The sequence below is a fragment of the Streptomyces sp. NPDC096105 genome (genome assembly GCF_044763335.1).
Lineage (GTDB): Bacteria > Actinomycetota > Actinomycetes > Streptomycetales > Streptomycetaceae > Streptomyces.
The window spans coordinates 221,857-235,585 of record NZ_JBIWGC010000007.1; the positions used below are offsets into that span (position 1 = coordinate 221,857).

The following is a 13,729-nucleotide window of genomic DNA, read 5'->3' on the forward strand; positions in this document are numbered from 1 at the left end:
CTACTCCCCCGGCCGCTCCTCGCCGGCCCCGAGGCCGAGGCGCTGGTGCACCAGGCGGGCGAAGTGCCCGAGGGTGCGGCCGGTGGCCAGGTCGGCCGGGGCGAGGCGGACGTCGAACAGGTCCCTCGCCTGGACCAGGAACTGCATGCCGAGCAGTGAGTCCAGGCCGTAGTCGGTGACGTTGTGCGCCGCGTCCAGGCCCGACGGGTCGGTCTGGAGGACCGTCGCGAGGAGCTGGGTGAGCGTCTCGGTGATCTTCTCCACGGCCTCTTCGGCGGACAGCCCTGCCAGGGTGCGCAGCAGCTCGTCGCGGGCGTCCGGGGAGGCCACGCCGGTGGCCGGGGCCAGCCGGGCGAACCGGGGGGTGGCCAGCGCGGGCAGCAGGTGGCGTGCGGCTCCCCAGCGGTAGCGGCCCACCCCCGCGACGTCGGTCCCGGCGGCCAGCAGGCGTCCGGCCGCGTCCAGGGCCTCGCCGGGGGCGAGGAGTTCGAGGCCGCGTCCGGTCATCGCGGACTCCATCCCGGTGCGCGCGACGTACCCGGTGCCGCCGATCGGCCCCCAGGCCAGGGCCGTGCCCGGCCGGCCGGCGGCGCGGCGGGCCCGGGCGAGCGCCTCCAGGTACGCGTTGGCCGCCGCGTAGGCGGCCTGCCCCGGATTGCCGATGGCGGCGGACACGGACGAGTGGGCGAGGAACAGGTCCAGGTCGCGGCCCGCGGTGAGGCGATCGAGGAGGGCCGCGCCACCCGCCTTGGGCGCCATCACGGCGGCGAACCGCTCGTCGGTGAGGTCGGCGAGCGCCGCGTCGTCCATGTGCATGGCCGCGTGCACGACACCGCGCAGGGGGTGCCCGCCGGCGTCCACCGCGTCGACGATCCGGCGCAGCGCGGCCTCGTCGGTGACGTCGGCTGCGTGGACGGTGGTCCGTACGCCCCGTTCGGTGAGGTCCCGGAGCAGGGCGGACGCCTCGGGCGCTTCGGGGCCCCGGCGGGAGACGAGGGCCAGGTGCCGGGCGCCCAGGTCGGCGAGCCGGCGGGCGGTGGCGGCGCCGAAGCCGCTCGTGCCGCCGGTGACCAGGTAGGTGCCGTCGCCGTCGAGGCGGGGGGCGCCGGGCGCGGGCTCCACCGGGACGGGTTCGTCGAGCGGGTCGAAGGTGACCACGACCTTCCCGGTGTGCCGGGAGTGCTGGAGGAGGTGGAACGCCTCGTCGACCCGGGCGGCGGGGTGGGCCGTGTGGGGCAGCGGGCGGTAGGCGCCGGCGTCGACCAGGGCGCCGAAGTCCTCCAGGAGCCGGGAGCGCAGGGCCGGGGAGCCGATGACGGCGTCGAGGTTGAAGCCGATGAAGGTGAGGCTGCGGTCGAACGGGCGCAGTGTGAGCGGGTTGTTGCGGAAGATGTCCCGCTTGCCGAGCTCGATGAAGCGGCCGTTGGGGCGGAGCAGGTCGAGGCCGCGGGCGATGGCCTCGCCGCTGAGGGAGTTCACCACGACGTCCACGCCCCGCCCGCCGGTGAGTTCGCGCACCCGCGGGACGAAGTCCAGGCTGCGGGAGTCGAGGACGTGGTCGGCGCCGAGCGTGCGCAGCAGGTCCCGCTTGGTCTCCGTGCCCGCGGTGGCGATGACACGGGCGCCCTGCCGGCGGGCACACTGGAGGACGGCGAGGCCGACCGCCCCGGCGCCGCCGTGCACGAGGACGGTCTCGCCTTCCGTGAGGCGGGCCTGGTGGACCAGGGTGTGGTGGACGGTCAGGAAGGCGACGGGGAAGGTGGCCGCCTCCGCGAAGCTCATCGCGTCGGGGATGCGGACGACGGCGGCCGCGGGGGTCGTCGTGTGGGAGGCGAGGGCGGCCGGCATGAGGCCGGTGACCCGGTCGCCGGGCCGCAGTCCGCGCACGCCGGGTCCGACGGCGTGCACGATGCCCGCACCGTCGGTGCCGAGCCCCCTCGCGAGGGGGCTGCCCTCCACCGCCTCGGGCGGCAGCAGGCCGTTGGCGCGCATGGGGTCGCGGTAGTTCAGGGCCACGGCCCGCAGCTCGACGGTCACCTCACCCGGTCCCGGCACCGGCAGCTCCGTCTCGCGCCAGACCAGCCGCCGGTGCAGGCCGGGGTCGCGGACCTCCAGGACGTACGGCGTGCCGGCCGGGACGGCCGGGGCCTCGCCCGCCGGGTGCTGCGTCTGCCGGGGGACGAACCGTCCTCCCCCGGTCAGCACGACCTCGTCCTCGCGGGCGCCCGGGTCGTCGTCGCCGGCGGCGAGGAGTTCCCCGGCGAGGCGCCGGGCGTCGGCGGCGGGGTCGCCGGTGCGGTGGCAGGACAGGCGCCGCAGGCTCAGGTCGGGCCGCTCGTTGGCGAGGGTGCGGCAGGCCGCCCAGACGGCCGCGTCGCCCGGGTGGGCCGGCTGCTCGGGGGCCGGGAACAGGCCGGTGGGCCGCGTGACCAGCCACACCTGGGGCTGCGTGCGGCCCTCGGCGGACGCGCAGGCGGCGGCCAGGGAGCGCAGCAGGGCGGCGCGGCGGACGGTCCGCGGGACGGTGTCGTCCGGGCCGGGCTCCGCGAGCAGCAGGACGACGCGCGGGCCGGTGCCGGCGGGGAGCGTTCCGCGCCAGGCGGCGGGGTCGTCGGGTGCGGTGACGACGGCGGCCCCGTCGAGCAGGGCGGCCAGTTCCCGCGCGGTCGCCGTCTCGGTGCCGTCCTCGACGGCGATCACCCAGGGAGCGGCGCCCGCGGGCGTACGGGGCGGCTCGGTGGCGGCCTGCGCCGCGTCCCTCACCGTCCGGGACGCCTCGACGGCGGCCTCGGACGCGTCGTCACCGCCCGGTGCAGCGGCCTCCCGCTCCCGAGGCGCGGCGGCGAGGAGCAGGCTGCGGTCCTCCGGGCCGTGCTGGACGACGCCGGTGAAGCCGCACTCCTCCAGCAGCGGCGCCCACCGGTCGCGGGGCAGGACGCGGCAGGCGGGGCGCAGCGCGCGGTCGTCGCGCTCCCAGAAGTCGTTCAGCATGCCGGACCGCAGCGCCTGCAGCACGGCATCGTGGGGTTCGGCTGCCAGCAGGTGGCCGCCGGGGGCGAGCACGGTGCGCAGCCGGCGCAGGGTCGCGGCGACGTCGGTGGTGGTGTGCAGGGCGTCGCCCGCGAGGACGAGGTCGAAGCCGCCGCGCGACAGACCCTGGGCGAGGAGGTCGCTGTCCGGGTCCAGGGTGCGGTACCGGGTGAAGTCGTAGCGGGCGAAACGGTGTTCGGCGCGGGCGAAGCCGCTGCCGTCGGGAGCCGTGCAGACGTACCGCGTGCGGTCGGCGGGGAGCACGGGCAGGGCCGCGGCGGTCAGGGCGCCGGTGGTGGCGCCGATCTCCAGGACGCGCAACGGCCGGTCCGCGGGCCAGCGTTCGACGAGGGCGCCGAGCACCGCCTGTACGGCCCGGTGGGTGTAGCGGTGGGCGGGGCCGGTCTCGTGGAGCTGGTCGAGGGTGCTGTCGCCGGGCGGCAGGAGGTCGGCCGCGTCGGTGACGCCCCGCACCACCTCGGGCAGGCGGCACAGCTGCCGGTTGAGCAGGAGGGTCTCGGCGCCGTGGCCGGGGTGGTCCTCCACCAGCGCCCGCAACACGGTCTCGGGCGTCTCACCGGCGCCGGTCAGCCGCCAGTGGTCGCCGTCCTGCCAGGCGAGGCCGTGCGCGGCCAGCAGCGGCAGCATGAGGCGGGCCGCCCGCCGGTGCCGGGGCTGCATGCCGCCCGCCACCAGGTCGGCGACGGTGAAGGGGGCGCCGGGGTCGGTGAGCAGGCCGCGCAGGGCGGCGGCCCAGCAGTGGGCGCCGGCGCGTCCGGCGGCGGCGACGAAGCGGTGGTGGCCGGTGTCGTCCAGGGCGGCCCGTGCGGCGGTGAGGCGGGGGGCGGCGGCGCGGGCCAGTTCGGCGGGGGCGGGCAGCGGGCCGGGGTCCGCCGGGGTGCCCGGGTGCGGGGCGGCGCGGAGCACGGTGCGCTGGACGGTGAGTGGGGTGTCGCCGGTCAGGTGGCCGCGGCGGGTGCGGCAGCCGTCGATCTCGGCGGTGACCGTGCCGTCGGGGTCGGCGTAGGTGATGTCCCAGCACATCTCGTTGGCGCTGCGGGAGCGCCGGCGCAGGTGCACGATCCCGGTGGGCGAGGGGGTGCGCCAGACGCGGACGGCGCCGAACACGGTGGGCAGGAACCCGGCGGACTCCGCGGTCGGTCCGGCGAGGGCGACGGTGGCCTGGAGCGGGGCGTCGAGCAGGACCGGGTGGGCGGTGTGGGCGGCGGCGTCGTGCCGCAGCCGGTAGGAGACGAGGACCTCGCCGTCGCCGGCGTCGATGCGCTCGATGAGCTGGAAGGCGGGGCCGCAGTTCAGGCCGATGGCGTGGCAGGCGCGGTAGAACTCGGGGCCGTCCAGGGTGCGTTCGCAGCGGGCGCGCACCGCGTCGGCGTCGAGCGGGCCCGGTGCGGCGCCGAGCAGGGTGCGGACCTGGGCGCGGACGACGGGCCGGCACTCCCCGTGGTGTTCCTCGCGGACGCTGACGGTGAGCGCGCCGTCGTCGGGGGTGACGGCGGTCTGGAGGGCGACCGGGGTCGGGTCGGGCCACGGCACGGACAGCGGCCGGCCGATCTCCAGGTGCCGCACCTCGACGGGCCGGTCCAGGGCCAGCCGGCCCGCGCTGAGCGCCATGTCGACGTAGGCGGCGGCCGGCATGAGGACGTCGTCGCCGATCCTGTGGTCGCCGAGCCAGGGCACCAGCTGCGGTTCGACGGTGCCGTGCCACACCGGGTGCGGGGCGGGCATCCGTTCGCCGACGAGGGGGTGGTCGAGCAGGCCGTTGCCGCTGGTGCCGCTGATCAGGCCCTGCGGGGTGCCGTGCCAGTACCGCTGCCGCTGCCAGGGGTAGGCGGGCAGGTCGGCGACGCGGCCCTGGCGGGGGAAGTGCGCGCGCAGGTCCGCGCCGGGCACGGCGGCGAGGACGGCACAGACCGCGGCGGCCGTCTCGCGCCGGCCGTCACCGTCGCGGTGCAGGGTGGGCACGCAGGTGGCGCCGGTGCGGCGCAGGTAGGGGCGGAGCACCGGGTGCGGGCCGATCTCCACGAGGGTGCCGGCGTGGCCGTCGGTGAGGCGGGCGGCGGCCTCGGCGAACCTGACCGGTTCGCGCACGTTGCGCCACCAGTAGCCGGCGTCCAGTTCGGGCCCGTCCAGGAGGGTGCCGGTGACGGTGGAGACGAACGGGATGCGGGCGGGGGCGGGGGCGAGTCCGTCCAGCGCGGTGAGCAGCGGCTCGCGGATGGGGTCCATGGCCCGGCTGTGGAAGGCGTAGTCGAGGCCGAGGTCGCGGAAGAACACGCCGCGGGCGGTGAGGTCCGTGCCCCAGGCGGCGAGCGCGTCGGCGTCCCCGGCCACGGTCACGTCCCGGTCGCTGTTGACGCCCGCGATCTCCAAGGAGCCGTCGTGACGGGCCAGTTCCTCGCGGGCCCGCTCCTCGGGCAGGCCGACGGCGGCCATGCGGCCCCGGCCGGCGGTGGTGCCCTGGGTGCGGCTGCGTTCGGCGATCACCAGGGCGGCCTGGTCCAGGGTGAGGATGCCGGCGGCGTGGGCGGCGGCGACCTCGCCGACGCTGTGCCCGGCCACGGCGCCGGGCCGCACCCCGTGCGAGGCGAGCAGCGCGGTGAGCCCCACCTGCAGGGCGAACAGGGCGGGCTGGGCAATCTCCGTGCGCTGCCAGGCACGGGGTGAGGGGTGGGCCAGTTCCTTGGCGACGGAGCGGCCCAGGTGCCGGGCGAGGGCCGCGTCGGCCTCCTCGACGGCCCGGCGGAAGACCGGTTCGGCGTCGAGCAGGTCGGCGCCCATGCCGGGCCACTGGGAGGCGTTGCCGGAGTAGACGAACGCGGTGCCTTCCCGCTCGCTCACGCGGGCGACGGCACCGCGGGCGGGTTCCGCGGCCGCCAGGAGGTCGAGCTGCCGGGCGGCGTCCGCCGGGTCGGCGGCCAGGACGGCGGCGCGGTGCGGGTGGGCGGTGCGCCGTACGGTGCTGGTGCGGGCCAGGTCGTGGAACTCCCCCGGGTCCGCGGCCCGCAGCCGCTCGGCCATGCGGCCGGCCAGTTCCTTGAGCGCCGCGCCGGAGCGCGCGGACACCATCAGCGGCAGGGGGCGTCCGGGCCCGTCGGGCTCCGGTTCCGGCGCGGCGGGCGGCGGGACGACGACGGCGTGGGCGTTGGCCCCGCCGAAGCCGAAGGCGCTCACGCCGACGGCGGCCCGCTCGTCGTCCGGTACGGGGACGGGCTCGACGGCGGGGGCGAGGTTCAGGCCGTCGAAGTCGATGCGGGGGTTGAGCGGAAGGGCGTGCAGGGACTTCGGGACGAGCCGGTGGCGCAGCACCAGGATCGCCTTGAGCAGGCCCGCCATGCCGGAGGCGGGTTCCAGGTGGCCGAGGTTGGACTTCACCGAGCCGATCGGCAGCGGGCCGCGGCCGCGCCGCCGGCCGAGGGCGCGGCCGATGGCCTCGGCCTCCGCGGGGTCGCCGGCCTGGGTGCCGGTGCCGTGCGCCTCGACGTACAGCAGGTCGTCGGGGCCGACGCCGGCCCGCGCGTACACCGCGTGCAGCAGCGCCTCCTGCGTCTCGGCGCTGGGCACGATCATGCCGGTGCTGCGGCCGTCGGTGTTGTTGCCGGTGGCGGCGAGCACGGCGTGGATCCGGTCGCCGTCCGCGACCGCGTCGGCGAGGCGCTTGAGGACGAGGACGGCGCCGCCCTCGGCGCGGACGAAGCCGTCGGCGTCGGCGGAGAAGGCCGCGCACCGCCCGCGCCGGGACAGCATGCCGGCGTACGAGAATCCGGCGAACGAGTAGGGATTGACCAGGACGTTGACGCCGGCGGCGAGGGCGACGCGTCCTGTGCCCTCGTGCAGGGTGCGGCAGGCGCGGTCCAGGGCGACCAGGGCGGAGGAGCAGGCGGTGTCGACGGCCATGCTGGGGCCGCGCAGGTCGAAGGCGTACGACAGGCGGTTGGCGGTGATGGACAGGGTGGCGCCGGGCATGGTGTGCGGGCTGGTGTGGTCCTGCGTCATCGACAGGCCGACGCCGTACGCCGGGTCGGAGACGCCGACGTACACGCTGGTGTCCGACCCGGCCAGCGACTCGGCGGGGACGCCGGCGTCGTCGAGGGCCTCGGCGGCCATCTCCAGCAGGAGCCGCTGCTGCGGGTCGACGTGCCGGGCCTCGGCGGGCGACATGCCGAAGTAGGCGGCGTCGAAGGAGGCCACGTCCGGCAGGAAGCCGCCGGCGGCGGTGTAGCTGCGGCCCGGACGGACCGCTCCCGGGTCGACCGTCCGGTCCCTGGGGAAGCGGTCGGCGGGCATCTCGGTGACCATGTCCCGCCCCTCGCGCAACACGGACCACAGCCCGTCCAGATCGGTGATGCCTCCCGGAAGCCGGCAGCCGATCCCCACCACCGCCACGGCTCGTTCGCACTGCTGCATCGCCAAGTTCCCGCCTTCTCACGCCGGTTGCCAGCTTTGTGAGCGGAGTAGAGAACATTCCGGCTCGAAAACGCCAGCGGGGCCCACTCGTTGGGGTGAAGATGACCGCCCTGAGGGCTCGCGGGCCTGGCGGGGGGTGTCGTCGCCGCTACGGTGACGCGGTGCCCGAAGCCCTGCGTGCCCGCATCGCGGCCGTCACCGCCCATCTGCCGTCCCGTTACCGGACCATGGAGGAGATCCGTGCCCGGATCGCCGCGACCGGCGGCTACGCGCCGCCCCCCGGCCTGCTGGAGGACCTCACCGGGGTGCGCGGCGTCCATGTGCACGAGGACGGCGAGAACGCCTCCGACCTCGCCGTGACCGCCGCCCGCCAGGCGCTCGACGAGGCGGGGCTGAAGATCGGCGACGTCGACCTGCTGCTGTTCGCGTCCACCGCGCAGGACCTGATCGAGCCCGCCACCTCCCACCTCGTCGCGGCCAAACTGGGCGCCATCTGTCCGGTGTTCGACGTGAAGAACGCCTGCAACAGCGTCCTCAACGCGATGGAGGTGGCGACGTCGTTCATCGAGGCGGGCCGCTACCGCACGGTGCTGATCGCCTGCGGCGAGCCCGCCACCCTGGCGACCCGCTGGCACGCCCCCGACCGGCAGACCCTGCTGCGGGCCCTGCCGGGATACACCGCCTCCGACGCGGGCGCGGCGATGATCCTCACCGCGGGACCGGCGGGCGACGGCGACTCCGGTGTGCTGTCGCTGCGGTTCGCCAGCAACTCCGCTGCCTGGGAGGCCTGCACGGTGGCCGGCGGGGGCAGCATGCACCACCTGTCGGTGCACGACGACCACACCACGCTGCGGCTCAACGGCGACCTGCGGCAGGGCGCCCTGGACGCGCTGCCGCGCATCCTCGGGACGGCGGCGGAGGAGCTGGGCGCGGTGTCGTCCTGCGCGTTCGTCGCCTTCCACCAGATCGCGATGCCGCAGTACCGGGAGACGCTCGAGATGTTCGGGCTGCCGGAGGACCGGTGCATGCCCGCGGTGGCCGAGCACGGCAACTGCGCTGCGGCCTCCCTGCCGTTGCAGCTGACGAAGGCGGTGCGCGCCGACCGGATCGAGCGCGGGGACCTGGTGGCGATGATCGGCCTGGCCAGCGGGTTCAGCTTCGGTCTGGCCCTGGTCCGGTGGTGACCGTGCGGGCGGGGCGGGCCCCGGCGGCCGACGCGCTGGAGCGGCTGATGCCGGGATACCCGGCGCCCCGGCACTGGCGGCGCGTGCCGGTGACCGGACAGCACTACCTCGACCTCGGCGACGGGCGGCCGGTGCTGTTCCTGCACGGCAACCCGTCGTGGAGCTACGTCTGGCGCGGGCTGCTGCACCGGCTGGCCCCGCACGCCCGCTGTCTGGCGCCCGACCTGCCGGGGTTCGGGATGTCCCGGCACCTGCGCCCGGCGGGCGGCGTGCCCGACCCGTACGAGGCGCAGCTGGAGGGCCTGGACGCCCTCCACCGCCACCTGGTGCGCGACCGCGGCCTGCCCGCGGGGGGCTGGACGTTCGTGCTGCACGACTGGGGCGGTCCGCTCGGCGCGGCCTGGGCGCTGCGCAACCCGGGCGTGGTGGACCGGCTCGTCGTCTGCAACACGGTGGCCTTCCCCTTCCCCGAGGGGTTCCGGCTGCCGTTCTACCTGCGCTGGATCCGCGACCACCGGCCGGTCGCCGGCCTGGTCCACCTGACCAACGGTTTCGCCCGGACCGCCGTGCGCGCCGGGGTGCACCGCCCGCTGTCCCCGGCCGAGCGCCGCGCTCTCCTCAGGCCGTACGCCCGCCGCGCCGAACGCGGGGCGGTGACCGACGCCGTGCGGGCCATCCCCCGGGACCCGGCCGACCCCGTCTGGCGGCTCCTCGAACCGCCCGCTTCCGGACCGGGGCTGGCAGAGCTGCCGCTGCTCGTCGGCTGGGGCATGCGCGACCCCGTCTTCACCCCGGACCTGCTGGGCGAGTGGGAGCGGCGCTTCCCCCGGGCCGCCGTCCACCGCTTCCCGGAGGCCGGCCACTACGTGATGGAGGACGCGGCACCCGAACTGGCGTACCTCGTCCGCGACTTCCTGGGGGAACGATGACCACGACCGTTTCCGGGCTCGCCGCCCGGCTGGCCGGCCGGCCCGACGGCCTCGCGCTGGTGACGTGCCGCGGGGGCGCCTCCCGCGAGGTCGGCCGGGGCGAGCTGCTGCGCGGCTGCCACCGGATCGCCCGCGCGCTGCGCGAGGCCGGGGTGCGGCCCGGCCACAAGGCCGTCGTGATGACGCGCGACGCCCACGACCTGACGGCCGTCACCTACGCCCTCGGCGTGCTCGGCGCCGTGCCGGTGCTGATCGAGCCGCGTGCCGAGGTGGGCCGCTGCCTGGAGGACGTCGCCCCGGACGTCTTCGTCGGCGAGGCCCTGGCCCATCTCGGGCGCCGCGTCCTGCGCTGGGGCCGGCCGCACGTGCGCATCCCCCTGGTCACCGGCCCGGTCCCGGTCCCGGGCGTGCGGCGGCTGGTCACCGCGGCGCCGGACGCCGGCCCGGTGACCCCGCCGGACCCGTACGAGCCCGACGCCGACGACACCGCCCTGATCGCCTTCACCTCCGGCTCCACGGGACGGCCCAAGGGCGCCGAGTACCGGCTCTCCACGGTGGCCGGGCAGCTCGACGCGCTGACCGCACTGATCGGCCCCCGGCCCGACGACGTCCTCCTCGCCGGGTTCCTGCCCATCGCCCTGCTCGGTCCGCTGCTGGGGCCGGTCACCGTCGTACCGGCGGTCGACCACCTGGCCCCGGCCCGCACCCGGCCGCGGGAGGTGGTGGGGCCGGTCCTGGAACACCGCGCCACCGTCGTCCTGGCGTCGCCCGCCGTGCTCACCCTGCTCGCGCGGCACTGCGTCCGCCACGGCGTCCGGCTGCCGTCGGTGCGGCAGGTGCTGTCCTTCGGCGCGCCGCTGCGCGTCGGCCTCGCCGACGCGCTGCGCGCCGTGGTGCCGGACGACGCGGAGATCCTCAGCGTCTACGGCGCGACGGAGTGCCTGCCCGTCTCCTCGATCGGCGACCACGAGCTGCGCGACACCCGCACCGCCCCGCCCGTCGGGCATGCCGGCACCTGCCTGGGCCGCCCGTTGCCGGGCGTCCGGGCCCGGATCCTGGACGCCGACGCCACCGGGGCCGGCGAGATCGCGGTGGGCGGCCCCACCGTCAGCCCCGCCTACCACGGGCGCCCGGACGCCGACGCCGCCGCCAAGAGCGTCACCGGCGAGGGCCTGCTGCACCGCACGGGCGACCTCGGCCGGATCGACGACGAGGGCCGGCTGTGGTTCCTCGGCCGCAGGGCGCATCTGGTGACCGGGGTGGACACGGACACGGGCGCCGCCTTCACGCTCGCCCCCGAGGACCTGGAGGCGACGGCGGACACCGCGCCGGGCGTGCGGCGCACCGCCCTGGTCGGTGTCGGCACGGCCCGCCGCGAACTGCCCGTGCTCTGCGTGGAGCTGCTGCCCTCCGTCGCCCGCGCCGGCGCTCTGGCGGCCGTGCGGGAGGTCGTGCGGGGGCACCCGGACGGGCACCGGGTGGGCGCCTTCCTGCTGCATCCCGGCTTCCCCACCGACCCCCGGCACAACTCCAAGACCGACCGGGGCCGGCTGGCCGGCTGGGCCGCCCGGCGGCTGCGCGGGAGGCTGTCGTGAAGGTCCTCGTCACCGGAGGGAGCGGCTTCCTCGGCCTGGAGCTCTGCCGCCGCCTGTGCGGCCGGGGGGACACCGTGGCCTCCCTGAACCGGCGGCACAGCACCGCACTGGAGCGCCTGGGCGTCCGGCAGCACCTGGGCGACCTCGCCGACGCCGGGGCGGTCTCCCGCGCGGTCGCCGGCCAGGACGCCGTCGTCCACAACGCCGCCCTGGCCGGGGTCAGCGGCCCGCCCCGGCCGTACTGGACCACCAACGTCCTCGGCACCCGGCACGTGATCGCGCAGTGCCGCGCCCACGGCGTGCGCACGCTGGTGTTCACCTCCACCGCCAGTGTCGTCTTCCGCCCCGGCGGCCTGGTGGGCGTCGACGAGAGCCTGCCGTACGCCCTCCAGCACCTGGCGCCCTACCCGGCGACCAAGGCGCGCGCGGAGGCGCTGGTGCTCGCCGCGCACGGACCGGACCTGGCGACGGTGGCGCTGCGCCCGCACATCGTCTGGGGGCCGGGCGACCCGCACTTCGTGCCCGCCCTCGCGCGCGCCGCGCGGGCCGGTCTGCTGCCGATGCCGGGGCAGGGCGGCAACCTCGTCGACACCACCCACGTCCGTACCGCCGCCCACGCCCACCTGCTCGCCCTGGACCGGCTGCGGCGGTCGCCCGAGGCGGGCGGCCGGGCCTACTTCATCGGCCAGGGCGATCCGCGGACCCTGCGCGAGATCACCGGGCACCTCCTGCGGGCGGCCGGGATCCGCGCCCGCTGGTGCGCCGTGCCGCCCCCGCTGGCGGCCGGTGCGGCGACGGCGGCCGACGTCCTGCTGCGGCTGGCCGGCAGCACCCGTACGCACGCCCTGAGCCGGTTCCTCGTCGAGGAACTGCGCCACCCGCACCACTTCGACCTCACCGCGGCGCGCCGCGACCTCGGCTTCGTGCCGCCCGTCTCGTTCGACGAGGGCGTCGCGGAGCTCGTCCCGTCCCGACTCACCCAGGAATCACCGTGCCGGACTCCTACGACGTTCTGCGATCCGTCCTGACCAGCAGCTTCCGCGTCCCCGAGGACGAGATCGAGCCCGGGCGCACGTTGGCGCAGCTCGACCTGGACTCGCTCGCCCTGACCGAGCTGGTGCTCGTCCTCCACGAACGCCTCGGCGTGCGGGTGAGCACCGAGGCCGCCTCCCGCACCGCCACCCTGGAGGAGGTCGCCCGGCACCTCGACGCGCTGCGGGCGGAGGGCGCCCGCCCGGTGGGGCCCTCGTGACCGTCGCCGTCACGGGTCTGGGCCTGATCACCCCGGCCGGGGAGGGCGTCGGCGCCGCCTGGGACGCGGTGTGCCGGGGTGTGGGCACGGCGTCCCGCGACCCGGCGCTGGCGGGCCTGCCCGTCGACTTCTCCTGCCGCGTCCCGCTGTCCCGCGAGGAGCTGGACCGGCGCGTCGGGCGCGCCTCGTGGCGCATGGCGCGCAACGCCGTGCTGGCGGTGCTGGCCGCCCGGGAGGCGGTCCACGACGCGGGCCTGGACCCGGTGGCGTGGGACGCCGGGCGGGTCGCCGTCGTCATCGGCTGCGGCATCGGCGGGGACGCGGTGCGCGAGGAGCAGGGCAAACGTCTGGAGCGGGGGGACGCCCATCTGGTGTCCGCGCTGACCGTCCCGCAGATCCTGCCGAACATGGCGGCCGGGGAGGTCTCCGTCGACCTCGGGGCGCGCGGGCCGGCCCTCGCTCCGGCCACGGCGTGCGCGTCCGGCGCCACCGCCGTCGCCGTGGCCCGCGACCTGCTGGCCGCCGGGCGGTGCGACATCGCCGTGGCGGGCGGCACCGAGGCGGCCGTCTCCCCGCTCGCCGCCGCCGGTTTCTGGCGCATGGGCGCGCTGTCCGGGCGCACCGACGCGCCGGCCGCCGCGTCCCGGCCGTTCGCCGAGGACCGGGACGGGTTCGTCCTCGCGGAGGGAGCGGGCGTCCTCGTCCTGGAGCGCACCCGGGACGCGGAGGCGCGCGGCGCGTCCGTGCGGGCCCGGCTCGTGGGCTGCGGCAGCGCCTCGGACGCGTACCACCCGACGGCGCCCGACCCGGACGGCCGGGGGGCGGAGGACGCCCTGCGCGCCGCTCTCGCGGACGCGGGTCTGGTGCCGGGCGACGTCGACCACGTCAACGCGCACGGCACCTCCACGCCGCTCAACGACGCGGGCGAGGCGGCCCTGATCTCCCGGGTGCTGCCGCACCGCCCGAGTGTGACCGCGCCGAAGGGCGTGCTGGGGCACGGCCTGGGGGCGGCGGGCGCCGTCGAGGCGGCGCTGACCGTGCTGACCCTCCAGCACCGCACGGTGCCGCCGGTCGGCAACCTGCGGGCGCCCGCGGCGGCCTTCGGCATCGACTGCGTCACCAAGGAGCCGCGCCGCCAGGACGTCCGGGTGGCGGTCAGCCACTCGTTCGGGTTCGGCGGGCACAACGTCGTCCTGGCGTTCGCCTCCTGACACGCCGGGGGGCCCCGGGGGGCCCCCCCCCAGGGGCGGGCGCCCGCGCCCCCCCGGCCCCTGGGCCCGCGCACCGAAGAAAAACACCGAGGGGGGGGGGGGT

At 77.2% G+C, this 13,729-nt stretch carries 7 protein-coding genes; 6 read left to right on the forward strand and 1 reads right to left on the reverse strand.

What is annotated here, in order from left to right:
* Nucleotides 1-7,455, reverse strand: a complete 7,455-nt coding sequence (locus ACIQ8B_RS14625; RefSeq protein WP_403547109.1) for an SDR family NAD(P)-dependent oxidoreductase — start codon at nucleotides 7,453-7,455, stop codon at nucleotides 1-3.
* A 161-nt stretch (nucleotides 7,456-7,616) separates the two neighbouring features.
* Between ACIQ8B_RS14625 and ACIQ8B_RS14630 the strand changes: the two genes are divergently transcribed.
* From ACIQ8B_RS14630 to ACIQ8B_RS14655, 6 genes are read left to right on the forward strand one after another with little or no spacing between them, the layout of a single operon-like run.
* Entirely contained in the window at nucleotides 7,617-8,639 is a 1,023-nt protein-coding gene (locus ACIQ8B_RS14630) for a 3-oxoacyl-ACP synthase III family protein (protein WP_403546975.1), read from the forward strand.
* A complete protein-coding gene (locus ACIQ8B_RS14635) occupies nucleotides 8,633-9,568 on the forward strand; it encodes an alpha/beta fold hydrolase (protein WP_403546977.1) in 936 nt (311 codons plus the stop codon). The genes ACIQ8B_RS14630 and ACIQ8B_RS14635 overlap by 7 nt, the downstream gene beginning before the upstream one ends.
* Complete coding sequence (locus tag ACIQ8B_RS14640) at nucleotides 9,565-11,163, forward strand: AMP-binding protein (RefSeq protein ID WP_403546979.1); 1,599 nt, start codon at nucleotides 9,565-9,567, stop codon at nucleotides 11,161-11,163. Before ACIQ8B_RS14635 ends, ACIQ8B_RS14640 begins: the two co-directional genes overlap by 4 nt.
* Nucleotides 11,160-12,191, forward strand: a complete 1,032-nt coding sequence (locus tag ACIQ8B_RS14645) for an NAD(P)-dependent oxidoreductase (RefSeq protein WP_290007643.1) — start codon at nucleotides 11,160-11,162, stop codon at nucleotides 12,189-12,191. Before ACIQ8B_RS14640 ends, ACIQ8B_RS14645 begins: the two co-directional genes overlap by 4 nt.
* Nucleotides 12,155-12,415 carry an acyl carrier protein gene (locus tag ACIQ8B_RS14650; RefSeq protein WP_403546982.1) on the forward strand — a complete coding sequence of 87 codons (261 nt, stop codon included), beginning with the start codon at nucleotides 12,155-12,157 and terminating at the stop codon, nucleotides 12,413-12,415. The genes ACIQ8B_RS14645 and ACIQ8B_RS14650 overlap by 37 nt, the downstream gene beginning before the upstream one ends.
* Nucleotides 12,412-13,626: a beta-ketoacyl-[acyl-carrier-protein] synthase family protein gene (locus ACIQ8B_RS14655; protein ID WP_403546983.1), complete on the forward strand. Its 1,215-nt coding sequence runs from the start codon at nucleotides 12,412-12,414 to the stop codon at nucleotides 13,624-13,626. The genes ACIQ8B_RS14650 and ACIQ8B_RS14655 overlap by 4 nt, the downstream gene beginning before the upstream one ends.
* The last annotated feature ends 103 nt before the right edge of the window (nucleotides 13,627-13,729 follow it).

Excerpts from the sequence above, each read along its gene's own strand:
- ACIQ8B_RS14625 (WP_403547109.1), bottom strand. The coding sequence starts at position 7,455 with ATGCAGCAGTGCGAACGAGCCGTGGCGGTGGTGGGGATCGGCTGCCGG.
- ACIQ8B_RS14640 (WP_403546979.1), top strand. The coding sequence starts at position 9,565 with ATGACCACGACCGTTTCCGGGCTCGCCGCCCGGCTGGCCGGCCGGCCC.